At 28.9% G+C, this 24,318-nt stretch carries 26 protein-coding genes, 1 riboswitch and 1 other annotated feature; of the genes, 8 read left to right on the top strand and 18 right to left on the bottom strand.

Features of this window, described 5'->3' with window-relative positions; genetic code table 11:
• Nucleotides 1–265 precede the first annotated feature (265 nt).
• On the top strand, nucleotides 266–535 hold the full coding sequence (locus OM90_RS06855; RefSeq protein WP_058486158.1) for a hypothetical protein: 270 nt from the start codon (nucleotides 266–268) through the stop codon (nucleotides 533–535).
• Between the two features lie 50 nt (nucleotides 536–585).
• Here the strand turns inward: OM90_RS06855 and rplT are convergent, their stop codons facing one another.
• The 8 genes from rplT to OM90_RS06815 all read right to left on the bottom strand — a co-directional run bounded on the left by rplT (nucleotide 586) and on the right by OM90_RS06815 (nucleotide 7,187).
• Nucleotides 586–942, bottom strand: a complete 357-nt coding sequence (gene rplT / locus OM90_RS06850; protein ID WP_058486157.1) for a 50S ribosomal protein L20 — start codon at nucleotides 940–942, stop codon at nucleotides 586–588.
• A gap of 33 nt (nucleotides 943–975) precedes the next feature.
• Nucleotides 976–1,173 carry a 50S ribosomal protein L35 gene (rpmI, locus tag OM90_RS06845; RefSeq protein ID WP_058486156.1) on the bottom strand — a complete coding sequence of 66 codons (198 nt, stop codon included), beginning with the start codon at nucleotides 1,171–1,173 and terminating at the stop codon, nucleotides 976–978.
• Between the two features lie 43 nt (nucleotides 1,174–1,216).
• Nucleotides 1,217–1,714: a translation initiation factor IF-3 gene (gene infC, locus OM90_RS06840; protein WP_058486155.1), complete on the bottom strand. Its 498-nt coding sequence runs from the start codon at nucleotides 1,712–1,714 to the stop codon at nucleotides 1,217–1,219.
• Nucleotides 1,715–1,978: 264 nt separating this feature from the next.
• Nucleotides 1,979–3,886: a threonine--tRNA ligase gene (gene thrS / locus OM90_RS06835; protein ID WP_058486154.1), complete on the bottom strand. Its 1,908-nt coding sequence runs from the start codon at nucleotides 3,884–3,886 to the stop codon at nucleotides 1,979–1,981.
• Nucleotides 3,887–3,960: 74 nt separating this feature from the next.
• Nucleotides 3,961–4,164, bottom strand: a binding site (T-box leader).
• A 38-nt stretch (nucleotides 4,165–4,202) separates the two neighbouring features.
• Entirely contained in the window at nucleotides 4,203–5,111 is a 909-nt protein-coding gene (gene ytxC, locus OM90_RS06830) for a putative sporulation protein YtxC (RefSeq protein ID WP_058486153.1), read from the bottom strand.
• Between the two features lie 86 nt (nucleotides 5,112–5,197).
• Entirely contained in the window at nucleotides 5,198–6,079 is an 882-nt protein-coding gene (hslO, locus tag OM90_RS06825; RefSeq protein ID WP_058486152.1) for an Hsp33 family molecular chaperone HslO, read from the bottom strand.
• A 14-nt stretch (nucleotides 6,080–6,093) separates the two neighbouring features.
• On the bottom strand, nucleotides 6,094–6,855 hold the full coding sequence (locus OM90_RS06820) for a class I SAM-dependent DNA methyltransferase (protein ID WP_058486151.1): 762 nt from the start codon (nucleotides 6,853–6,855) through the stop codon (nucleotides 6,094–6,096).
• A gap of 125 nt (nucleotides 6,856–6,980) precedes the next feature.
• Nucleotides 6,981–7,187, bottom strand: a complete 207-nt coding sequence (locus OM90_RS06815) for a small, acid-soluble spore protein, alpha/beta type (protein WP_193391932.1) — start codon at nucleotides 7,185–7,187, stop codon at nucleotides 6,981–6,983.
• A 146-nt stretch (nucleotides 7,188–7,333) separates the two neighbouring features.
• Nucleotides 7,334–7,508, top strand: a riboswitch (Lysine riboswitch).
• A gap of 112 nt (nucleotides 7,509–7,620) precedes the next feature.
• Here OM90_RS06815 and OM90_RS06810 point away from each other — a divergent pair.
• From OM90_RS06810 to dapB, 3 genes are read left to right on the top strand one after another with little or no spacing between them, the layout of a single operon-like run.
• A complete protein-coding gene (locus tag OM90_RS06810) occupies nucleotides 7,621–8,613 on the top strand; it encodes an aspartate-semialdehyde dehydrogenase (protein ID WP_058486150.1) in 993 nt (330 codons plus the stop codon).
• 18 nt (nucleotides 8,614–8,631) lie between these two features.
• Entirely contained in the window at nucleotides 8,632–9,516 is an 885-nt protein-coding gene (gene dapA / locus OM90_RS06805) for a 4-hydroxy-tetrahydrodipicolinate synthase (protein WP_058486149.1), read from the top strand.
• Between the two features lie 56 nt (nucleotides 9,517–9,572).
• Nucleotides 9,573–10,331 (top strand): 4-hydroxy-tetrahydrodipicolinate reductase, encoded by a 759-nt coding sequence (gene dapB / locus OM90_RS06800; RefSeq protein ID WP_058486148.1) that lies wholly within the window; start codon nucleotides 9,573–9,575, stop codon nucleotides 10,329–10,331.
• A 26-nt stretch (nucleotides 10,332–10,357) separates the two neighbouring features.
• On the opposite strand, the gene OM90_RS06795 is transcribed toward dapB, so the two are convergent.
• The 3 genes from OM90_RS06795 to OM90_RS06785 form a co-directional block, all read right to left on the bottom strand.
• The gene (locus tag OM90_RS06795; protein ID WP_058486147.1) at nucleotides 10,358–10,888 is read right to left on the bottom strand and encodes a cob(I)yrinic acid a,c-diamide adenosyltransferase; all 531 of its coding nucleotides are present in this window, start codon (nucleotides 10,886–10,888) and stop codon (nucleotides 10,358–10,360) included.
• 94 nt (nucleotides 10,889–10,982) lie between these two features.
• Nucleotides 10,983–11,846 (bottom strand): NAD(P)/FAD-dependent oxidoreductase, encoded by an 864-nt coding sequence (locus tag OM90_RS06790; protein ID WP_058486146.1) that lies wholly within the window; start codon nucleotides 11,844–11,846, stop codon nucleotides 10,983–10,985.
• Between the two features lie 54 nt (nucleotides 11,847–11,900).
• On the bottom strand, nucleotides 11,901–14,591 hold the full coding sequence (locus OM90_RS06785) for a calcium-translocating P-type ATPase, SERCA-type (RefSeq protein ID WP_058486145.1): 2,691 nt from the start codon (nucleotides 14,589–14,591) through the stop codon (nucleotides 11,901–11,903).
• A gap of 133 nt (nucleotides 14,592–14,724) precedes the next feature.
• Here OM90_RS06785 and OM90_RS06780 point away from each other — a divergent pair, with 133 nt between their 5' ends.
• Nucleotides 14,725–15,360: a lactate utilization protein gene (locus OM90_RS06780; RefSeq protein WP_058486144.1), complete on the top strand. Its 636-nt coding sequence runs from the start codon at nucleotides 14,725–14,727 to the stop codon at nucleotides 15,358–15,360.
• 29 nt (nucleotides 15,361–15,389) lie between these two features.
• Here the strand turns inward: OM90_RS06780 and OM90_RS06775 are convergent, their stop codons facing one another.
• Nucleotides 15,390–16,622: a serine hydroxymethyltransferase gene (locus OM90_RS06775; protein ID WP_058486143.1), complete on the bottom strand. Its 1,233-nt coding sequence runs from the start codon at nucleotides 16,620–16,622 to the stop codon at nucleotides 15,390–15,392.
• Nucleotides 16,623–16,887: 265 nt separating this feature from the next.
• Here OM90_RS06775 and OM90_RS06770 point away from each other — a divergent pair, with 265 nt between their 5' ends.
• Together OM90_RS06770 and OM90_RS06765 are read left to right on the top strand one after the other, a co-directional pair.
• Nucleotides 16,888–17,661, top strand: coding sequence for a threonine/serine exporter family protein (locus OM90_RS06770; protein ID WP_058486142.1), 774 nt, complete (start codon nucleotides 16,888–16,890; stop codon nucleotides 17,659–17,661).
• Complete coding sequence (locus OM90_RS06765; protein WP_058486141.1) at nucleotides 17,658–18,083, top strand: threonine/serine exporter family protein; 426 nt, start codon at nucleotides 17,658–17,660, stop codon at nucleotides 18,081–18,083. The genes OM90_RS06770 and OM90_RS06765 overlap by 4 nt, the downstream gene beginning before the upstream one ends.
• Nucleotides 18,084–18,096: 13 nt before the next feature.
• Here OM90_RS06765 and OM90_RS06760 read toward each other — a convergent pair whose 3' ends face one another.
• From OM90_RS06760 to OM90_RS06745, 4 genes are all read right to left on the bottom strand, one after another.
• Nucleotides 18,097–18,672 carry an indolepyruvate oxidoreductase subunit beta gene (locus OM90_RS06760; protein ID WP_058486140.1) on the bottom strand — a complete coding sequence of 192 codons (576 nt, stop codon included), beginning with the start codon at nucleotides 18,670–18,672 and terminating at the stop codon, nucleotides 18,097–18,099.
• Nucleotide 18,673: 1 nt separating this feature from the next.
• Complete coding sequence (gene iorA / locus OM90_RS06755) at nucleotides 18,674–20,398, bottom strand: indolepyruvate ferredoxin oxidoreductase subunit alpha (protein WP_058486139.1); 1,725 nt, start codon at nucleotides 20,396–20,398, stop codon at nucleotides 18,674–18,676.
• A gap of 38 nt (nucleotides 20,399–20,436) precedes the next feature.
• Nucleotides 20,437–21,753 (bottom strand): phenylacetate--CoA ligase family protein, encoded by a 1,317-nt coding sequence (locus OM90_RS06750; RefSeq protein ID WP_278335783.1) that lies wholly within the window; start codon nucleotides 21,751–21,753, stop codon nucleotides 20,437–20,439.
• A 215-nt stretch (nucleotides 21,754–21,968) separates the two neighbouring features.
• A complete protein-coding gene (locus OM90_RS06745; protein ID WP_058486137.1) occupies nucleotides 21,969–22,148 on the bottom strand; it encodes a hypothetical protein in 180 nt (59 codons plus the stop codon).
• Between the two features lie 147 nt (nucleotides 22,149–22,295).
• Between OM90_RS06745 and OM90_RS06740 the strand changes: the two genes are divergently transcribed.
• Nucleotides 22,296–23,036: a C40 family peptidase gene (locus OM90_RS06740; protein WP_058486136.1), complete on the top strand. Its 741-nt coding sequence runs from the start codon at nucleotides 22,296–22,298 to the stop codon at nucleotides 23,034–23,036.
• 31 nt (nucleotides 23,037–23,067) lie between these two features.
• Here OM90_RS06740 and OM90_RS06735 read toward each other — a convergent pair whose 3' ends face one another.
• Together OM90_RS06735 and OM90_RS06730 are read right to left on the bottom strand one after the other, a co-directional pair.
• On the bottom strand, nucleotides 23,068–23,628 hold the full coding sequence (locus OM90_RS06735) for a hypothetical protein (RefSeq protein WP_058486135.1): 561 nt from the start codon (nucleotides 23,626–23,628) through the stop codon (nucleotides 23,068–23,070).
• A gap of 94 nt (nucleotides 23,629–23,722) precedes the next feature.
• The gene (locus tag OM90_RS06730) at nucleotides 23,723–24,223 is read right to left on the bottom strand and encodes a hypothetical protein (protein ID WP_058486134.1); all 501 of its coding nucleotides are present in this window, start codon (nucleotides 24,221–24,223) and stop codon (nucleotides 23,723–23,725) included.
• Nucleotides 24,224–24,318 lie beyond the last annotated feature (95 nt).

Raw genomic sequence — 24,318 nt, 5'->3', positions numbered from 1 at the left:
AAATCATACATGATTTCTCACTATGGTTGTCAATTATTTTTTTTATATTTTTTTATCTGTTGCATTTAATTTTACAACGAACCAATTTTTTCAATGCCTTTTTATTATATCCAAAAAAATATCTTTTATACATTTATTTATAAACAAATATATATTTTTTCTATTTAATTTTTAATGAGTTATAAATATATATTTTTTATTAGTTCGAATAAATTAAATATATACATCATAGATATAAAATAAGATATGCCCTTGGAGTGATTTTATGTATAAAAAAATTCCTTCTTTTAAAAAGGAATTAAATAAAAGCCAAATCAATTTAATAACAGTTCTATCTTTAATAGGATTTTTTTTGTATATATTTATTAATATTTTATTTCCTTATGCTAATACTTTATCTATTCTATTTTTAGCAATTACCGTTTCTCTAATGATATATAGTTTGATTAATAAAAAAAATACATTATTATGGTATGCTTTAGTATCTATTATAATATCAATTTTTTTAGCTCTTTGGCATCATCCTATTATATAAACATTAACTATAAAATAAAACCAAGCTCATAATATTGAGCTTGGTTTTATTTATTTTAAATTAGCTTTTGCCATTTCAACTAATTGAGCAAATCCTTTTTCATCATTAACAGCCATATCTGCTAAAATTTTTCTATTAATATTAACTCCAGCTACTTTCAATCCATTCATAAATTTACTGTAAGAAAGTCCATTCATTCTAGCTGCAGCATTAATTCTTGTAATCCAAAGTTTGCGAAAATCTCTTTTTCTTTGTTTTCTACCAATATAAGCATAATTTAGAGATTTCATAACTGCTTGTTTAGCAGTTCTAAATTGTTTAGATTTTGCCCCTCTATATCCTTTAGCTAATTTTAAAATTCTTTTATGTCTTTTTTTAGTATTGACTCCACCTTTAACTCTTGCCATATCTTAAACCTCCTATTCTTTCAGTAATCTTTATTATAAATATGGTAATAATTTTTTGATTTGTTTTTCATTTGTATTATCAACTAAACCTGCTTGTCTAAGATTTCTTTTTCTTTTTGCAGTCTTTTTAGTTAAAATATGACTTTTATAAGCTTTTGATCTTTTTAATTTTCCTGTTCCTGTAACTTTAAAGCGTTTTGCTGCTCCTTTATGTGTTTTTAACTTAGGCATTGTTAATAGTTCCTCCTTTATTAATGTTTGTATATAATATACGTTACATTTTTTTTGGTGTAACGGTTATTATCATGCTTTTACCTTCCATTTTAGGTTTCTTTTCAATATCCCCAAATTCTGAAACTGCTTTTGCGAAATTTTCTAAAATCTCATTTCCTTTTTGTGTATGAGCCATTTCTCTTCCTCTAAATCTTACAGATACCTTTACCTTATTTCCAGCTTTTAAAAATTTAATAGCATTTTTTATCTTAACTTCTAAATCATGTTTCTCAATATTAGGGGATAAACGTACTTCTTTTACATTTATAACCTTTTGCTTTTTACGTGCTTCCTTTTCTTTCTTAGCTAAATCAAATTTGTACTTTCCATAATCCATAATTCTACAAACCGGTGGATTAGCCTTAGGTGCAATTTTAACTAAATCAAGATTCCTTTCATTAGCTAACTTTTGGGCTTCTTTCGCAGAAACAATTCCTATTTGACTCCCATCCACATCAATAAGTCTTATTTCTTTGTCCCTAATTTGCTCATTAATCATTAACTCGTTAATAACCGAGCACCTCCTAATAATATTAAAATATTAATTATTTGAATTAAATAAAGCGGATAGAATCTATCCGCTTCAATACATAGGAAAAGAGCATAAATGACCCTTAATACTGCTCCTAATAAACATGTATTAACCTTGTCGACACTACTGCGCAAGGTGAGAAACGGATGTTTCTTCTTACTGACAAACTATTACTAATTAACTTATATAAATATAGCATTGTTTTTTTTATTTGTCAATACTTTATTAATATTAATCCTTTTTTTTCAATAAAATTTCTTCTTTTATTCTTTTAATAAATTCTGATAGATCTTTTGCTCCTTCATCTCCTTTTCGGCTCCTAACAGATACTTTATTTTCTTCTTCTTCTTTTTGTCCTATTATAAGCATATATGGTATTCGCTGAAGCCTTGCTTCACGAATTTTATAACCTATTTTTTCAGATCTATAGTCCACTTCAACTTTTATTCCTTCTTCTTTTAATTTATTTACTACTTTTTGAGAATAATCATGATATTTTTCTGAAATAGGCAGAACTTTTACTTGTACCGGGGATAGCCATGTTGGAAAAGCTCCTGCAAAATGTTCTATTAATATTCCTATAAATCTTTCAATACTTCCAAATACTACCCTATGAATCATAACTGGACGATGTTTTTCTCCATCTTGTCCAATATAAACTAAATCAAAACGTTCTGGCATCTGAAAATCTAATTGAATAGTTCCACATTGCCATGTTCTTCCTAAACAATCTTCTAAATGAAAATCTATTTTAGGACCGTAAAATGCTCCATCTCCTTCATTAACTATATAATCATATCCCTTCTCTTCTAATACTTCTCTTAAAGCATTAGTTGCTCTTTCCCAATCTTCATCACTTCCCATACTATCTTCAGGTCTTGTTGAAAGTTCTACATGATATTTAAAACCAAATACTGTATAAAATTCATCTATAAGATCTATTACTCTCTTTATTTCATCCTTAATTTGCTCTGGAAGCATAAATATATGAGCATCATCCTGAGTAAAATTACGCACTCTCATAAGCCCATGCAGTGCTCCAGATAACTCATGACGGTGTACTAATCCAAGTTCTGCCATTCTTATAGGTAAATCTCTATAGGAATGCATCTTAGTTTTATAAACTAACATTCCTCCTGGACAATTCATTGGTTTTACAGCAAAATCCAATCCATCAATCTTTGTTACGTACATATTATCTTTATAATGATCCCAATGTCCAGATCTATGCCATAAATCTTGATTTAAAATAATAGGAGTGCTAATTTCTTGATATCCGGCTTTTTTATGTTTTTCTCTCCAATAATCTATTAATGTATTTCTAAGTTCCATTCCTTTTGGTAAGAAAAACGGAAATCCTGGACCTTCTTCCATTAATGCGAAAAGTTCTAATTCCTTTCCTAATTTTCTATGATCCCTTTTCTTTGCTTCTTCTAATTTATTAAGATATTCATCAAGGTCTGCTTTCTTTGTAAAAGAAGTTCCATAAATTCTAGAAAGCATTTTATTATTCTCATTTCCTCTCCAATAAGCCCCTGCTACTGACAAAAGTTTAAAAGCTTTTACAGGTTTTGTAGACATAAGATGAGGACCTGCACATAAATCAACAAATTCTCCCTGCTTATAAAAAGAAATTGTAGCATCCTCCGGAAGATCTTTTATTAACTCTACTTTATAATCTTCTCCTTTTTCTTCCATCAATTTAATAGCTTCACTTCTTGGAAGTTCAAATCTTTCTATTTTTAAATTTTCTTTTACAATTTTCTTCATTTCTTTTTCTATTTTTTCTAAATCTTCTGGAGTAAAAGCTTGTTCTGTGTCAAAATCATAATAAAATCCATCTTGTATAGCAGGTCCTATAGCTAATTTTACATTAGGAAACAACCTTTTTACAGCTTGTGCTAGTATATGGGATGTTGTATGGCGAAAAGCTTCTTTCCCCTTTTCATCATTAAATGTTAAAATACTTAATTCACAATCTTCCTTAATAGGAGTTCTAATATCAACTACTTCTCCATTAATTAATCCTGCACAAGCTACCCTTGCTAAACCTTCACTTAAATCTTTTGCAACATCAATTACAGATATTCCTGATTCATATTCTTTTATAGACCCATCTTTTAATTTAATTTTTACCATTTCTTTTCTCCTTTCATTTATAATAATATAAGATTTAATTATACATACAAAAAACTCTCGCCTCTTTCATTCAGAAAAGGGACGAGAGCATAATTCTCCCGCGGTTCCACCCTTATTGTTTCATCGGAAACCACTTTAAATGATTATAACGGAATCACCGAACCCTATTAAGGTCACTTAGAGGTGGTCTTCATCAAACTCCATTTAAAGATACTCTCAGCTTTGTATCTTCTCTCTGTAAACTTCTGTTTGACTACTCTTCTCTTCATCGTTTTAAGCATCCTATACTAATTTATAACATTATATCATTTTATTATTACTTGTCAATAATACTATTAAAATATAAACAAAATTCACATTCCGAACAAAGTTTTACTCTATCTTGAAAAATATTACTAATAGTTTCTATAAGTGCTTTGTTTTTTATCAAATTATAATTATGAATAACTATTTGTTTAGGAGTAGTAGTAATAAGAGTACTAACTAATAAATCATCGTAATTTATATCTTTAATATTAAAATCTTGTATAAACTCTTCTTTGCATTTCTCGGTTATATCTTTTTTATCTTTGTTATATATTTTAAAATTCCCATCTTTTGTTCCTATAATATGAATTATTTCTTCTTTTACTTCTTGTTCATCTACAAAATATTTTAAAAGATTTATAAATTCTTTATATTCTTTTTGAGTTTCATATTCTTTAACTATATATAAAACCACTTCTTCTAAATGTTTTTTATATTCTTTTAAACGAAATTGAATAAATCCTTCCAATAAAAATTCATTACTCTCTTCAAAAAAATCCATTAAACTATCTAAAATTTCTTTTCTATAAGAATAATTTAAATATGATTTATTATTATCATTAATTTTACTATAGAAAAATTCTCTAATAGTATTTACTAATTTATTATGTTCAGAAGATGAATATTTAGAAAATTTATTTTGTAATATATCTCTTATAATATCAAAACGAGTAATTTCTAAAATTAAATTTGCCAGAGCACTACTAGCATATAATTTAAATGCATCACTAAAGAAAAAATTATAGTTTTTAGCTAAAATATCGTCATTTATCTTATAATATAAAAAACTAATATTCCCTCTTTTTGAAATAGTACAGGTGGGAATTAAAATTTTAGGTGTTATTTTTTGAAATTCTAAATCAATATATTCCTTAATTTTTTTTATATTTTTCATCGCTCCTATAGTAAGTACTATCATATATAGTCACTCGCTTTCATATAAATTACTACCCACCTAAGTAGAAATTCTCTATCATTTATAATATATGCATTTTTAAAAAATGGTTACATTGTCCCTGACAATCTATTTATTATTTTTTTAAGGTCTACTTCATCAAACATATATTTTTTATTACAAAAATGGCATTTAAGTTCAGCTTTTTTATCTTCTTCTAATATTTTCTTCAAATCTTTTAATCCAATACTAATTAGAGCTTTTTCTACTCTTTCTCTTGAACAATTACAATTAAAATGTACAGGTACTTTATCTAATATTATTATATCTTCTAACAAAAATTTGAGAATATCTTCTGGTTTTTTCCCTTCTTCTAAAAGATGAGTAATTGAAGTAATATTTTTAAGGTTTTCTTCTAATTTGCTTATAGTCTCTTCTTCTGCTTCTGGTAAAATTTGTATAATAAATCCTCCTGCCTGTTTTATGGAATAATCTCTATCCACTAAAACACCAAGTGCAACAGCTGATGGAATTTGTTCTGAATTAGCAAAATAATAAGTAATATCTTCTGCAATCTCTCCTGAAATTAAATTTGTTTGACCTATATAAGGTTCTTTAAGCCCTAAATCTTTAATAACTATAAGTTTCCCTTCTCCTATAGCTCCTTTAACATCTAATTTTCCTTTACTATTTAAAGGAATATCAACTATGGGATTATAGGGATATCCTTTTATGTTACCTTTTATATCGGCTGTAACTATCATTCCCTTTAATGGTCCATTTCCTTTAATTTGTAAAGTTATAATGTCATTTTCTCCTTTTAACATTTGTCCCATCATTCCAGAAGCAGTCATAAGTCTTCCTAAGGCTGCTGATACAACCGGAGTAGTTTTATGAATTTTTCTTGCCTCTTCTACTAAATTAGTAGTTATAGCTCCAAAAGCTCTAACTTGTTTTTTTTTATCAGTTATACGAACAATATAATCTTCCATAATTTCCTCCTAAATTAAGATTTTTTACCTTTTTCTCTAGCTACAAAATAAACTCTTTCACTGTCTTTTTTTGGTTTTTCAAAAGAATATGCATCATATACAGCTAAAACTTCCATTCCCGCTTGTTTTAATAAATTAGTTATTGTTTCTATAGAATACATTTTTTCATAATGAAGTTCTTCAAATTTATTATAATAATTTTTTTCCTTATCTTTTATAAACAAAGTAAGTCTATATTCATTTATTTTTTCTTCTTCACTATAAAAATTTTCCCATATATAAGAAGCTTCTTTTGTATTCTCAGCAAAAGTATTTTCTCCTAAAATATATTTATATTTATACTCAGTATTTAAATCAAAAATAAAAAGACCTTTAGGATTTAAATAATTATTTACCCATTTAAAAGTTTGTAATACTTCTTCTTCTTCTAATATATAATTTAAACTATCACATATACTTATAATACAATCCACTGTTCCATATAACTCAAATTCTCTCATATCTTGTAATAAATACAAAATATCTAAATTATTTTTTATGGCTTTTTCTTTTGCTATAGCTAACATGTTTTCTGAGGAATCAATTCCTATCATTTCAATTCCTTTTTTAGCAAAAAGCGTTGTAATTGTTCCTGTTCCACAACCAAGTTCTACCATTAACTTAGGCTTGCAGTTAAATTTTTTCAAAATCTTTTCTATATATTTTACCCATTCTTCATAAGGAACTTCTTTCATAAATAAATCATATACTTGTGCGAAGTTTTTATAAGACTCCAATTTCTCACCTACTTTTTTATCTACAAAAAAACTTAACTTTATATCTTGACAATATAATCACATAAACGACATAAACCGTCGTATCCATTATAGAAATATTTTTTAAAAAATGCAACAGGCTCAGATTAGTTCTGAGCCTGCTTTTTCATTATTTCTTTTTTTCGTTTAGTCATAAGACCCCCTATACGACCTGTTTCCTTTGCAGTTAAAGATTTCCAACCACCTTGTTTTACTTTTTCTAATAATCCAAGTTCAGAAGCTATTTCATATTTCAGCTTTTCATCTTCTGTCATCGGCTTATTTTTTTTCTTTTGTTTTTCTTCCTTATTCATTCTATCACTCCTCACATTTAAAGTATGTATTATAAAATAATAAAATATACATTACATTATCAAAATATTTTTTTTATATTTCATAATATATTTGACATACTTTTAATTGAATGATATTATATATAAAACTTCATATTAAATTACCCTTACAAGATAGAGGTGCATTTTTTAAGAGTATATATACGGATGTGTGTAGGCACAGTTGAAGTATATAGAAAGGAAAAAATGCCGAAGGATAAAAAAACCTACATTTTTTTATCCTGATTGTGCAGTTAATAGCTGTATGACTGTCATCATTTTTGATGGAGAGCTATCTGTTTAATGATTTATTGTATGAAATCATGTTTACAGTTGGCTTATGCCAACTTTTTTATTATCAAAAAACTTAATAAATAGTATAATTAAAATAACTAATATTAAAGGAGGATTTTAAATGAAAAAAATTAATTTAGCTGTTGTTGGAGCTACTGGCATGGTAGGAAGAACTTTCTTAAAAGTATTAGAAGAAAAGAATCTCCCTATTGAAAATTTTTATCTTTTTGCTTCTGCTAGGTCTGCTGGAACAAAATTAACTTTTAAAGGAAAAGAATATGTAGTTGAAGAATTAACGGAAACTTCTTTTGACCGTGGTATTGATATAGCATTATTTTCTGCTGGTGGAAGTACTAGTTTAAAATTTGCACCTATTGCAGCTAGTAAAGGTTGTATTGTTGTAGATAACAGTTCTGCTTGGAGAATGGACCCTGAAGTTCCTCTTGTAGTACCAGAAGTGAATCCAGAAGATATCAAATTAAACAAAGGAATTATTGCTAATCCAAACTGTTCTACCATTCAAGCTGTTGTAGCATTAAAACCTCTAGATGAATATTATACTATTAAACGTGTCATTTATTCAACATATCAAGCAGTTTCTGGTGCTGGTATGGGAGGATGGCGTGATCTCGAAGAAGGTTTAAAAGGAAATCCACCAAAAAAATTCCCTCATCCTATTGCAAATAATTGCTTACCACATATTGATGTATTCACTGAAAACGGTTATACAAAAGAAGAAATAAAAATGATTAATGAAACTCGTAAAATTTTACACAAACCAGATTTAAAAGTTACTGCAACTACTGTAAGAGTTCCTGTATTTAATAGCCATAGTGAATCTATAAATATAGAATTTGAAAAACCTTTTGAATTAAATGAATTAGTAGAAGTGCTTAAAAAATCTCCTGGAATAATAGTAGAAGATGACCCAGCTAATAATGTATATCCTTTAGCTGCTAATGCTACTGGACATGATGAAGTATTTGTGGGAAGAATTCGTAGAGATGAAAGTGTAGATAATGGAATTAATCTTTGGGTTGTAGCTGATAATATTAGAAAAGGTGCTGCATCTAATGCTGTTCAAATTGCAGAACTTTTAATTAAAGATATGTAATGAGAAAGGATGGGTATTATGGAAATTTTTCGAGGCTCAGGAGTAGCCATAGTTACTCCTTTTAAAGATAATGGTGATATAAATTATGAAGTTCTAGGAGAACTTATTGAATTTCAAATTGAAAATAATACAGATAGTATTATTATTTGTGGAACTACTGGGGAAGCATCTACTCTAAATGATCATGATCATTTAGAATGTATTAAATTTGCTGTGGATAAAGTAAATAAAAGAGTTCCTGTTATAGCTGGAACAGGAAGCAATGATACAGAGCATGGAGTATTTTTAACAAAAAGAGCTAAAGAATTAGGAGTTGATGCATGTCTTTTAGTTACTCCTTATTATAATAAAACTACTCAAAAAGGATTAATCGAACATTATACTTATATTGCAAAAAAAGTAGATATACCTATTATATTATATAATGTTCCTTCAAGAACCGGATTAAATATTGCTCCACAAACAGCTGCAGAATTATCTAAAATAGATACTATTGTTGCTATAAAAGAAGCTAGTGGTAATATTTCTCAAGTTGCTGAATTAATGAATTTATGTGAAGGTAGATTGGATTTGTATTCAGGAAATGATGACCAAATAGTACCCCTTCTCTCTTTAGGTGGTAAAGGAGTTATATCTGTTCTTGCTAATGTTGCTCCAAAACAAACCCATGATATCGTTTATAAATATCTAAATGGTGACGTAGAAGAAAGTAGAAAACTTCAACTAAAAATGCTTCCTCTAATAAAGGCTCTATTTTCTGAAGTAAATCCTATCCCTGTTAAAGAAGCTTTAAATCTTATGGGATATACTGTAGGACGTTGTAGAATGCCTCTTACTTCTATGGAAAATGCCCATCTTGAATTATTAAAACAAGAAATGAAAAACTTAAATTTACTTAAATAAGAAACTAAAAAGTGCAGAGGTATTCCCCTGCACTTTTTTCGAAAGGAGTTTATATTATGATAAAAGTTATTATGCACGGATGTAATGGAAAAATGGGGCAAGTAATTTCTAATTTAGTTGAAAATAGTGATGACTGTACTATTGTTGCAGGTATAGACCCTAATGTTAATAAATCTAATCCATATCCCGTTTTTAGTAAAATATCTGACTGTGACATAACTGGTGATGTTATTATAGATTTTTCCACTGCAACAGCAGTAAAACCTTTAATAGAATATGCCCTTAATAAACAACTACCAGTAGTTGTATGTACTACTGGATTATCAGATGATTTATTAACCTTAGTAAAAAAAGCTTCGGAAAAAATTCCTGTATTTTTTTCTGCTAATATGTCCCTTGGAGTTAATTTATTAATAAACTTAGTAAAACGTGCCTCAGAAGTATTATCAGATGCTAACTTTGATATTGAAATCATAGAAAAACATCATAATCAAAAAATAGACGCTCCTAGTGGCACTGCTCTTGCTTTAGCAGATGCTATTAATGAAACTTTAGATAATACTTATAAATATAAGTATGATAGACATAAAGAAAGACAAAAAAGAAGTAAAAAAGAAATAGGTATTCATGCTGTAAGAGGAGGAACCATAGTAGGAGAACATTCAATACTTTTTGCTGGCAAAGATGAAATTATAGAATTGAAACATACAGCAATGTCTAAAGAAATATTTGCAGTAGGTGCTATAAAAGCTGCAAAATTTCTAGCAAATAAATCTCCTGGTTTATATAATATGGAAAACTTAATTAATGAATAAATTAAAAAGACGCAATAATGCGTCTTTTAGTATTCTATTCCCTTTCTTGCTCCAATCCCTTCATTCATAGGATGTTTTTCAGCATGAATATTCGATATGTAATTAGCTTTTTTTCTAATTTCATCTGTTAAATATCTACCCGTTAATATTATTTCTATTCCCAAAGGTTTTTTATCTAAAAGTTCACAAACTTCACTTTCCTTAAGCAAACCATTTTGTATAACCCCTAATATTTCATCTAAAATAAGCATATCACATTCTTTTGTATCTAAAACTTTTTTAGAAAAATTAATCGCATTCATAATTTCATTTTTTAATTCTTTTTTTTCTTCATCATTTAAATTCCAAAAAAAATCTTTAGGCTTTTCAAAACGAAATACCTTAAAATCAGGTTCTAACTTTTTTAATGTGTCAAGTTCTCCTGTAAAAGAAGATTTTAAAAATTGTATCATTATAACTTTCATACCTTGTCCAATTGCTCTTATACCTTGTCCAATTGCAGCTGTTGTTTTCCCTTTTCCCTCTCCACAATAAACTTGAATTAACCCTAATTCCATATTACTCACCTCACTACCCATATTATAGTACTATATTACTATTATTTCAATTTATTTTCTAATACATGCAAAAAGGGACTTACTTTTAAGCCCCTTATTTTTTCTCTATATCCATTTTATGAAGATAACTTACTGTTTCTAAAGCAGCTACTGCTCCTTCACCCACCGCTTTTGTTACTTGAAAAGGTCTTCCTGTACAATCTCCAGCAGCAAATACTCCAGGAAAATTTGTTTCTTGCCTGCGATTTACTTTGATAGTTTTTCCTTCCATCTCTAATCCTTTTATAAGCTGAGTAACAGGAACAGTTTCTTTTATTAAAAATACTCCATCAACTTTTAATTCCTTATCATCTATACGAATTCCTGATACAAAATTATCTCCTAAAATTTCCTTCGGTTTACCTTTTAAAATTTCTACTTTAGGACTGACATGTTTTATTTCCTTATAAGTAGGAAGAAAATAAACTTTATCACAAATTTCCTGAAGAAAATTAACATCCTCTTCTGCTTCTTCTATCTCCCCTATTACCATTGTTGTTTTCCCTCTATATAAAGGACCATCACAAGTTCCACAATAACTAACGCCTTTTCCTAAAAATTCTTTTTCTCCTGGAATATAATTTGCTTTAGGAATTCCTGTTGCTATAATAACAGTTTTAGCTTCAAAAAACTCATTTTCTACATTTAGTGTATAATAATTTCCCATAGGAAAAACTTCTAATGTTCTTCCTTCATGAAATTCTACTCCTAACTTTTTAGCGTGGTTCAAAAACTCCTCAATCATTTTAGGACCACTTATATTTGGCATACCTAAATAATTATCTACTTTTTCTGCTTTATATAAATAACTACTTTTTGGTTCTCTTCCAAATACGATTACTTTTTTATTTCTTATTACTCCATTAATAGCTGCAGAAAGTCCTGCTGGTCCAGCCCCTATAATGGCAATATCCAACATCTTAATCCCTCCTTTATCGTATTATTACGATATTATATTATATCATATTATATTTTATTTGTCTAACTTATCCTTCGTGAACACTATTTTATTTTTTTTTGCAATTTCTCCAGTTATTGTAGGTATTACTGCAAAAAGAATAGTTATTCCTAAATCAACAAATGGTAAAGCTACAGTATTAAAAATGTACTGCAAGTAAGGAATATATATTACTGATACAAGTAGTAATATAGAACTTATAACACTTATATTTAATAATTTGTTAGAAAAAATTTTCATCTTATATATCATTTGTTTTTCCGAACGAGCTGAATATGCTCTTAAAAGTTCTCCTATCACTAATGTTGCAAAGCAATATGTTCTTGCTGCCATTAAAGTATTTCCTCCATTAAAATTATTCATACCATACCAAAAAGATATAAATGCAGCTAAAGCTAATCCTATACTTTGAATTCCTATGGCAATAGCCATTTTTTTATTGACAATAGCTTCTTCTGGATCTCTTGGCGGCAATTCCATTATTCCTTCTTCCTTAGGCTCTAACCCAAGAGCAAATGCTGGAAAGGCATCAGTTATTAAATTAATCCATAATAAATGTATAGGAAGTAAAGGTATTTCTGTTCCGATTAACATAGCCATAAATATTAGTAAAAGCTCTCCTATATTACAAGAAAGTAAAAATCCTACAAACTTTCTTATATTACTATATATAATTCTTCCTTCTTCCACTGCATTTACGATACTAGAAAAATTATCATCTGTTAAAATCATATCTGCCGCTTCTTTTGCAACATCGGTCCCTGTAATTCCCATAGCAATTCCTATATTGGCTTGTTTTAAAGAAGGTGCATCATTTACTCCATCTCCTGTCATAGCTGTAATTTCCCCATTAGCTTTTATAGCTTTTACAATTCTAACTTTATGCTCTGGAGATACCCTAGCAAATACATTAATATTTTTAACTTTTTCTTTCAATTCTTCATCACTTAAAACATCTATTTCTTTTCCATCCATAGTTTCTGCATCATCATCTATTATCCCTATTGCTCTTCCTATAGCACTACCTGTAGTTTTATGGTCTCCTGTAATCATTACAACACGAATTCCTGCTTTTTTACAAATTTCTACTGCTTTTTTAGCTTCATCCCTTGGAGGGTCCATCATTCCTACAAGTCCTAAAAATACTAAATCTTTCTCTTCTTCTTTATTTTCTTTTACTACACTAACAATCTTATAAGATAGAGCAAGAACTCTAAGTGCTTCATTAGCAAAAGAATTATTTTTATTTATAATCATTTCTTTATGTTTATCCGTAATTTTTTCAATTTTCCCATTAACATCAATATATTTGCACCTGCTAAGTACAACATCCGGTGCTCCCTTTGTATACATAACTATATTTTCTTTATATTTATGAAAAGTACTCATTAATTTTCTGTCAGAATCAAAGGGAATTTCTCCTATCCTAGGCATTTCTTTAATAAGATTTTCTTTAATATATCCTCCTTTAGCACCTAATACTACAAGTGCCCCTTCTGTAGGGTCGCCTATAATATCATTTTCTTCTCTTTTAATCTCTGCATCATTACAAAGAACCCCTGCCATTAAAAGTTTTTCTAAAGTCTTAGAAATTTCTGCACTAGAATTATCTTCTTTTTTAATTTCTCCTTTTGGAATATATCCTTTCCCTGATATATTCCATGTGCTTTCTCCATCAAATACTTTAATAACTGTCATTTTATTTTGAGTTAAAGTTCCTGTTTTATCAGTACATATGACTGTTGTGCTTCCTAAAGTTTCCACTCCTCCAAGAGTTTTAATAATTGCATTACGTTTTATCATCTTTTGCATACCTAAAGCTAATACCACTGTTACTACTGTTGGAAGTCCCTCTGGTATAGCTGCTACTGCTAAACTAACAGCAGTCATAAATATCTTTATAAATTCCTCTCCTCTTAACATACCTAAAATAAATATAATAATACAAATTCCTAAACATACACTTCCTAAAAGCTTTCCTAATTGTGATAATTTTTTTTGGAGAGGAGTTTTCTCTTCTTCCACTTCTTCTAACATAGAAGCTACTTTCCCTATTTCTGTGTTCATTCCTGTTCCTATAACTACACCTTTACCTCTACCATATGTAACTATAGTTCCCATAAATACACAATTAATTCTATCTCCAATTCCTGCATCTTTTTCTACTATTTTATCTGCATTTTTTTCTATGGAGATAGATTCTCCTGTTAAAATTGATTCCTGTACCTTTAAATTAACACTTTCAATTAATCTAAGGTCTGCTGGGATATAATCTCCTGCTTCTAAAACTACTATATCACCAAGTACTAGTTCTGAAGAAAGTACTTTTTGTAAACTCCCATCTCTAATAACCTTTGCCCTAGGAGCTGCCATATCCTTTAAAGCTTTCAAAGCATTTCCTGCACGATTTTCTTGAAAAACCCCTAATAGAGCATTTAAAATAACTATAGTTAAAATAATTATAGCATCCTTTTCTTCTTTAACTAAAAAAGATACTATACTAGCTATAATTAAAATAATAACTAAAAAATCTTTAAACTGGTCTAAAAATACACTAAATATTCCTCTTCCTTTTTTTTCTCTAAGCCTATTTTCTCCGTATTTTTCACGTCGTTTTAGGGCTTCTTCTTGACTTATTCCTTTTTTAATATTTGTTTTTAAATTTTTTACAACTTCTTCTACACTTTTATTGAAAAAAGATTCCATAATTTCTCCCCTTTTTACTTTATATATAAAGTATTTGCTAATTTTTTTATTATATAATAATTTTAAAATTATTAATTTGAAAACTATAAGTATTATAAGCTATAATATTATAAAAAAGAAAGGAGCTATACATATGACACCTAAACAAAAAGTTTTTGAAATGCAAGCTAAAGAGTTAATATCTGCTTTTAAAAAAAGACAAATGGAAGCATATTATTGTAACACTAAAGAAGAAGCTCTTAACAAAGCTTTAGAACTTATAAAAGAAGGCTCTGTAGTATCCTGGGGAGGGTCTATGACTTTAAATGAAATAGGACTTTTAGAAGAATTAAAAAAAGGTAATTATAAACTTTTAGATAGGTCTACTGCCAAAACTCCTGAAGAACTTAATGAAATTTTTTATAAGGCTTATACTGCTGACTATTATTTAATGAGTTCTAATGCTATAACTATGGATGGGAAATTAATAAATATAGACGGACGTGGTAATAGAATATCTGCTTTAATCCATGGCCCTAAAAATGTTATCATCGTTGCAGGTATGAACAAAGTTATGCCTGATGAAGACTCTGCCTTAAAAAGAGCTAGAAATTATGCTTCTCCTATTAATGCTAATCGTTTTAACATACAAACTCCTTGTACTAATACCGGAAGATGTCACGACTGTTTATCTCCTGATACAGTCTGTTGTAATATTTTAGTCACTCGCATGTCTAAGATTCCTAATAGAATAAAAGTAATTTTAGTTGGAGAAGAATTAGGCTTTTAATTTACAAAGGGCGCAATTGCGCCCTTATTTTAGTATAATGGATATTTAGAAACTAATTTTTTCACCTTTTCTCTTGCCTTTTCTTTATTATTTTCAAAATCTGATAATACCATATAAATAATATCTGCAATAACTTTCATATCTTCTTCTTTCATTCCTCTTGTTGTCACTGCAGGAGTTCCTAATCTAATCCCACTAGTTACAAAAGGACTTTCAGGATCAAAAGGAATAGTATTTTTATTACAAGTTACTCCTACTTCATCTAATCTTTTTTCTGCTTCTTTTCCTGTTATATTCATATTTCTAAGATCTACCATCATAAGATGATTATCTGTTCCACCAGATACTAATTTTAATCCTTTTTCTATCAATCCCTCTGCTAGAGCCTTTGCATTCTTTACAATTTGCTGTTGATAAACTTTAAAATCATCACTTAATGCTTCTTTTAAACTTACTGCTTTAGCAGCAATAACATGCATTAAAGGACCACCCTGAATACCTGGGAATATGGCCTTATCTATAATTTTAGCATATTCTTTTTTACAAAGAATCATTCCTCCTCTAGGGCCTCTTAAAGTTTTATGGGTAGTAGTTGTTACAAAATCTGCATAAGGAACTGGATTAGGATGAAGACCTGCTGCAACTAATCCTGCAATATGAGCCATATCTACCATCAAATAAGCTCCCACAGTATCTGCAATTTCTCTAAATTTTTTAAAATCAATAATTCTAGAATATGCACTAGCTCCAGCAATAATAAGTTTTGGTTTATGCTCTTTAGCGATTTCCATCACATTTTCATAGTCTATATATCCTTCTTCATTTACCCCATAAGGAATAATATTGTAATGTTTTCCTGACATATTTACAGGACTTCCATGGGTTAAATGTCCTCCATGGGAAAGATTCATTCCCATTACCGTATCTCCTGGGTTTAAAACTGCAAAAAATACTGCCATATTAGCTTGTGTTCCTGAATGTGGCTGAACATTAGCATGGTCCGCTCCGAAAAGTTTTTTTGCTCTCTCTATTGCTAAGCTTTCTACAATATCTACATATTCACAACCACCATAATATCTTTTTCCTGGATATCCTTCTGCATATTTATTCGTAAGCGGAGTCCCCATTGCTGCCATAACCGCTTTTGAAACAAAATTTTCTGAGGCAATAAGTTCAATTTTATTATTTTGCCTACCTATTTCTTTTTCTATAGCCTCTGCTGTTTCTAAATCTACTTTTTTTATTTCTTCAAATGAGTACATTTTATACATTCCCTCCTGAATTTTCTGATAAATATCATTATATCATAAGTTATATAATTATTAAATATTTATTCATAAAAATTAAAGTTTATAATATTACTATTATTTTTGAATTTATATATAATTATAAAACTAATGTTTTCTATTTATAATATGCTATTAATAATATATAATACTAGTTGCTAATAACTCTATGTGTTTTCCCATTATTATTTTTTTAATAAAAATCTCTAAATATTTTTTATTATAATAAAGGAGTTTCATAATGAATCATAAAATGTTATTAAAATTTGCTATTAAAGCAGGAGAAATTATGTTAAAAAGTGGTGCCGAAACTTATCGTGTTGAAGACACTATTATAAGAATTTTATCTGTATATAATTTAGATGTTGTAGAGGCTTTTGTTACCCCAACTGGAATATTTGCTACTATTGATGATGAAACTATAGAAATGATAACTTTTACTAAAAGAATTAAAAATCGTTCTATTCGTTTAGATAAAGTAAGTTTAGTTAATGATTTATCAAGACAATTTGTAGCAGGCAAAATTTCTCTTAAAGATGCTATCAAAAAATTAGATGAAATTGATAAAACTCCTCCTTATCCTTCTTATATTTTTATTGGTGCAACTGCCTTTGCTTCTACTTTCTCCACTGCTGTTTTTGGTGGAAATATTAAAGATTGTATAATATCTTTATTTATTGGTATCGCTCTTGGCAGTGTTCAAACTTTTTTTAATAAAACAAATACTTCTAGATTTTTTATTGATTTAATTGGTGGAGGATTAATTGGATTTTTAGCTATATTATTTACTAACTTTATTCCATCTGCTAATTTAGATCAAATTATTATAGGATGTATTATGCCTTTAGTTCCTGGAGTAGCTATCACCAATGCCGTAAGGGATACTATAGAAGGAGATTTACTTTCAGGAATCTCTAAAGGTGTTGAAGCATTTTTTGTTGCTGTATCCATTGCAACTGGTGTAGGAATAATTCTTAAAATTTGGTTTATGCTTAAACAAGGAGGATTTTTATGATACTTCAAATAATTGGTGCTTTATTTGCTAGTTTTTTCTTTGGAATTCTTTTTAATGTTTCTAAAAAAGAACTTTTATATTGTGGGTTTATTGGAGGATTTGGATGGTTTATATATCTTAACTTTTTAACATTAACTAATTCTATTGTTTTCTCTAGTTTTTTAGGAACTCTTGGAGTCAGTATTTTATCTAGAATCTTTGCTAAAATTAGAAAAGTACCTGTAACTATTTTTTTAATCTCTGGAATTATACCTCTTGTACCTGGAGCTGGAATGTATAGAACTATGTATGCCATGTTAGAAAAAAATTTTGAAGATAGCTCTTTTTATGGAATCCAGACCCTTCAAATAGCAGGAGTTATTGCCATTGCCATTATTTTTACATCATCTTTTCCTTTTATTTCAAAAAACAAAGGGGTATAAAAACCCCTTCTAATTATTTTAAATTATATCCTGTCAAAAATGCCTTTTTATTCAATTCTATCGTCTTAGAAGGAACAACCCTTTCTATAGCATCTTTCCATTCATCTACAGAAAGCCCTAAGTATTTTGCTAAAATTCCAAGTAATATAGTATTTAATACTTTAATATTTCCTAAATTTTTAGCTATAGAAAGAGCATCTACAATATAAGTATTTTTACAATTTTCTTTAATTTTTTCTATTATATCTTCTGGATATTCTTCAGCCCCTATAATAACAGGCATAGGATTTATTTCTTGGTCATTTACTATAGCGATTCCATCTTCTTTTAGGTAATGTATCCATCTAAGAGCTTCTAATTTTTCAAATGCTAAAAGAACATCTGCTCCTCTTTCTTCAACTAAAGGCGAATATACTTTATCCCCATATTTTACATGGGTAACAACACTTCCTCCCCTTTGTGCCATTCCATGAACTTCTGACATCTTAACATCATAGCCTTTATTGATTACTACATCTCCTATTATTCTACTAGTTAATAAGGTTCCTTGTCCTCCAACTCCTACAATTAATATATTTTTTGTATTCATTCTACTCACCTTCCCTTACAATTGCATTGCTTTTACAAACCTTAGTACAAAGTCCACAGCCATTACAAAGAGCATCATTGATAACTACTTTATTAGTTTGTTTTTCAATAGCAGGACATCCTAATTTTAAGCATAAACCACACATTACACAGGAATCTGTAATTTTATACACAGGATCTTTTTTCTTTGAAAGCAATGCACAAGGTCTACTAGCAATAATAACTGATGCTTCATCTTTACTTGTCTCTTCTTTTAAAACTACTTCTACTTCTTTTAAATCAAAAGGATCTACCACTCTTACATTTTTTACTCCTACAGCTTTAGATAATTCTACTAAATTTAATATAGGTGCGGGTTCTCCTTTTATAGTTTTCCCTGTAGCAGGATGATCTTGATGTCCTGTCATTCCTGTTGTTGAATTATCTAAAATAATTATTGTTGATATTCCTTTATTATATATTATATCTATTAATCCTGTAATACCAGAATGTATAAATGTGGAATCTCCAATTACTCCTACCCAATTTTTAGAAAAATCTCTTCCCCTTGCTTTTTCTATACCATGTGCCATACCAACACTAGCCCCCATACAGACACAAGTATCTATTCCATCTAAAGGTGGAAGAGCTCCTAAGGTATAACATCCTATATCTCCCGTAGCATGAAGTTTTAATTTGTTCATAACATAATATATTCCTCTATGAGGACATCCTGGACATAATACTGGAGGACGATTAGGAAGTATTTCTTTATTTATAACCTTTTTCTCTTCCTTAGAAATTGCCGATAAAACTTTTCTTACAGATAATTCTCCTTGAACTGAAAATATTTCTTTTCCTATAGCTTTTATACCCATACTCTTTACTTGTTCCTCTATCACAGGTTCTAATTCCTCTACTATATATAAAGTTTCTACTTCTTTTGCAAATTTTTTAATCATTTTTTTAGGTAAAGGATGAACCATACCTAATTTTAATACAGAAGCTTCTGGAAGAGCTTCTTTTACATATTGATAAGCTATACCACTAGTTATAATTCCAATTTTTTTATCTCCCCACTCAATTCTGTTTATTTCTAAAGAATTTGCATTTTCAGCTAATTTATTCATTCTATCTTCAACTACAATATGTCTTTTAATAGCCATACCGGGCATCATAACATATTTAGCAATATCTTTTTTATAGGGTTTTAATTCTATATTTTCTCTTTCTTTTATTTCTACAATACTTTGCGAATGAGAAATACGAGTTGTCATGCGAACTAATACAGGTGTATCATATTCTTCGCTAAGTTTAAATCCAAATTTAACAAAATCTTTAGCTTCTTGACTATCAGCTGGCTCAAGCATGGGAATATGGGCAGATCTAGCATAATAGCGACTATCTTGTTCATTTTGAGAACTATGCATTCCAGGGTCATCAGCCACTAAGATTACTAATCCTCCATTTACTCCTGTATAAGAAACTGTAAAAAGAGGGTCGGCTGCAACATTTAATCCCACATGTTTCATAGTAACCATAGCTCTAGCTCCCCCAATAGAAGCTCCTATGGCTACTTCCATAGCAACTTTTTCATTTGGTGACCATTCTGCATAAATTTCATCATATTTAGCAACAAATTCCGTAATTTCTGTACTAGGTGTTCCTGGATAAGCAGTAGCAACTTTAACTCCAGCTTCATAAGCCCCCCTAGCTACAGCTTCATTTCCTAACATTAGCTTTTTCATATAATCCCTCCATATATATTGTCAATATTACATAAAATCTATCGCAAATCTATAACTCTTTTAGCCTTTCCTTCAAATCTTTTAAGAGTTCTTGGTTCTACTAAATTTATTTTAGCATCAATACCTAAAACTGTTCTTAAATTACGTCTAATTTTATCTTTTAAAGCTTCTAATTTGCTGTATTTTTCTAAAAAACTTCCATCTATAACTTCTACATTTAATTCTAAAACATCTAAATAACCTTTCTTCTTTACAATTATTTCATAATGAGGGCCTATTTCTTTCATCCCTACTAAAACACTTTCAATTTGTGATGGAAATACATTTACTCCTCTTATTATTAACATATCATCACTTCTACCTTGTACTTTTGCCATTCTAGTCAAAGTTCTTCCACATTCACATTGTTCTTCTATTAAATATGTTATATCCTTTGTTCTATACCTAAGAAGAGGAAATGCTTCTTTTGTAATAGTAGTTACAACAAGTTCTCCTTTTTGACCCGGTGGAAGAACTTCTCCCGTATCAGGGTCAATTATTTCTGCTATAAAATGATCCTCTGCTATATGCATACCACATTTGTATTGACATTCTCCAGAAACTCCAGGACCAATTAATTCACTCATACCATAATTTTCAGTAGCCAACATTTCCCATTTATTTTCCAATTCTTTTCTAAATTCTTCTGTATGTCCTTCTCCTCCGAACAATCCAATTCTCACTTTTAAATCTGATGCTGGATTTATTCCCATCTCCTCTGCTACTTCCGCCATATGAAGAGCATAAGAAGGAGTACTAATAAGTAAGGTCGTCCCAAAATCTTTCATAAGCATAATTTGTTTTTTAGTATTTCCTGACGACATAGGAACAACCATAGCCCCTATTTTTTCAAGTCCTTGATGAAGTCCAAAAGCTCCTGTAAATAATCCATATCCAAAAGCAATTTGAGCTATATCATCATCTCTAGCACCTGCCATAGCTGCAATACGAGCTGTAAGCTCTGTCCATGTATTTAAATCATTTCTTGTGTACCCAACAACAGTTGGCTTTCCCGTTGTCCCAGAAGAACCGTGTATCCTTACTACTTCCTTTTTTGTTACTGCAAATAATCCAAAGGGATAATTTTCTCTTAAATCATCCTTTACAGTAAAAGGAATTTTCTTAAGATCATCTAAAGAATTAATATCTTCTGGTGAAATTCCAGCTTCATCAAGTCTTTTTCTATAAAAAGGCACTTTTTCATATACCCTTTTTATAGTACTTTTTAATCTTTTAAGTTGAATTTTTCTAATTTCTTCCCTATCTAATGTTTCTTCTTTAGACCAAATCATATATTTCTTCCTTCTTTCATTAATTATAAAATAATTTGTATTTTATATTTTTTTATAAATACAATTAAGAAAATCTTGGTCCCTTAAATAATTATTTGTAAAAAATATATCATCGCTTTATCACTTTACTTTAATATAATATCACTATATTAAAGATATAATCAATAATTTTCTACATTTTTTGATTAAAATAAATTTTTATATAAAATAACCACCTAAATAGGTGGCTACAATAAAAATTATTCTTTATCTTCCTCTACATCATCTACATATTCATTTAATTCTTTTACTGTAGAATCTTCTGTTATATTTTCCTTGTTTATTTCTTCTTTTTCTTTATCTAATGATGTATTATTTAATTCTGTTTTTTTCTTAGATTTGTATTTTTTAAATCTAAAAGGTATTCTTTTAAAATACAAGAAAAAGCCTCCTTATATAAATAATTCTATAATATAATACTATTCTTTATCTATATGTATGCTACATAAAATAATTATATTTGAGAATATTTTGGTAGCATTTTACTCATAATAACAAAATAAAAAAATGTTTTATTGGAGGCCAACATGAAAAAATTAAATTTTTTTAAAATCAAAATTATGATCTTTTCTTTAATAATATTATTTGCGAATAACTCTTTGATTTATGGAAATACAAATAACTCTACGTCTACTTATACTACATCCTTTAAATATACTTGGGGAATGGTAAATGAAAATGGAATAAATATTAGAGAATATCCTTATCCAAATTCTAAAATTCTTGGAGTATGTGATAAATATACTAATTTAATAGTTACAGGGAAATATAATAAGTGGTATCAGGTAAAATATAAAGATAAAAGTGCTTGGATTTACTATATGTATTTAGATGCATATCCCCTTTATTTAATTCCTGAAGTAGACAAAAAAACAAAGGAAAATATTCTACGTTGGGAAATTGTAAACTATGCTAAACAGTTTTTAGGAACCCCCTATCGATATGGTGGAACCAACTTAAAACATGGTGTTGACTGTTCAGGATTTACCCAATCAGTTATGAAAAAATTTAATATCTTATTAAATAGATGCTCTAAAGACCAAATTAAAAATGGTATTCCTATAAAAAAAGAAAATCTAAAACCTGCAGATTTAGTATTTTTTGATACTTATGGTAGTAATAATGGAAAAATATCCCATGTAGCTCTGTATATAGGGGATAATAAGATTATTCACGCAACTTCAAATGGAGTTAAAATAGATAATTTATCCCAAACTTATTATCAAAAAACTTATGTAACTGCTGTGTCCATAATAAAACTTAAATAGGAGCAATTCGCCCCTATTTAAGTTAAGTTATTTATATAGCGTTTAATACAGTAAGAAGAACATTCTCACTTCCATCTCCATTAGATACACTAGCATGAACTTCAACCCATTGTCCTGGAGGAGGAACAACTAATAATGGATAAATTAAATTAGTTGCAAAATTTCCTCCTTGAGCAGTAGGGATATTTATTGCATTGAATTTACATATAGGTGTAGAGGTTGTTCCATCAGTTGTTACAATGTCTACTTCAATTCCTGATGCTAGTGCTCCTCCTCCTGTATATGAAGCATAGATTGCAGTAATCTTAACAGCTTCATCAGGGGAATATGTTATAATTCCAGTATCTGATGTTTGACCAGTAGAATCACTTATACCTCCTCCTAGGCTATCTAGAATCTGAGTTAAAAGATCTATTATTTCTGTTAAATCAATATCTATTGGAAGATTTTGTGCTATATCACACAATAATTGTATAATGGATTGATCAGTACAATCTTCTGGATTTCCTAAAGCCTCTAGTATAGCTTCCCAATCACAATCTTTGTCTTTCCCAGCACATAATTTTAATGATTTTCTATCTTTATATCCCATAAATACTCTCCTTTCATTTAATAATATTTTACACTATAACTTATCAAAATTAGTGTATTTATGAATATTGATTATTGATAAAAATATTTAATAATTACATAGCAGATTCTTTGCTATATACAACACTTAATGTACCTTGTTTAGCTACTGACGTATTGGTAGCTCCAAGTAATAAGAAAGAAAGTTCTATTGTTACAGGTCCTTTTATTAATAATGGATGCATAAATGTTGTTTCATAATGTTCTATTCCTGTATTAGTTAAATCATCTCCAAATGCATCTTCAAAAACAATGTTGTTGTCTGCATCTTTAACTGTAATAATTCCTATACTAGTTTCTGTAGATGTTCCCTCTACAAATTTGAAAAAGGATGCGCATATCTTAGTTATCAATACTTCTTCTTTATCAATAGTAATTATAATTTGCTCAGTTGCATTTTCTAAATTATCAGATGATTGTGTTTCACAAATACAAGTCCCTCTTATCTTTTTTAATTTACACATAATCCCACAGCAGCAATTTTTTAATATTTCTCCAATTGTTTCTAATTGGTATGCAACTCCTTTTCCTATTAACTTTTTATCCATGCAACTCATTATAACAACCCTCCTTTATAAAATGTTTCACTATATCTTATGAGACAATCTTATATTTTGTTACAACATTCGACATAAATTTTTATAATATGAAA

Origin of the sequence: Defluviitalea phaphyphila (genome assembly GCF_001466305.1) — a bacterium.
GTDB classification, from domain to species: domain Bacteria; phylum Bacillota; class Clostridia; order Lachnospirales; family Defluviitaleaceae; genus Defluviitalea_A; species Defluviitalea_A phaphyphila.
Note: the sequence above shows the minus strand (reverse complement) of the source record. Positions and strands in the feature narration are given on the sequence as shown.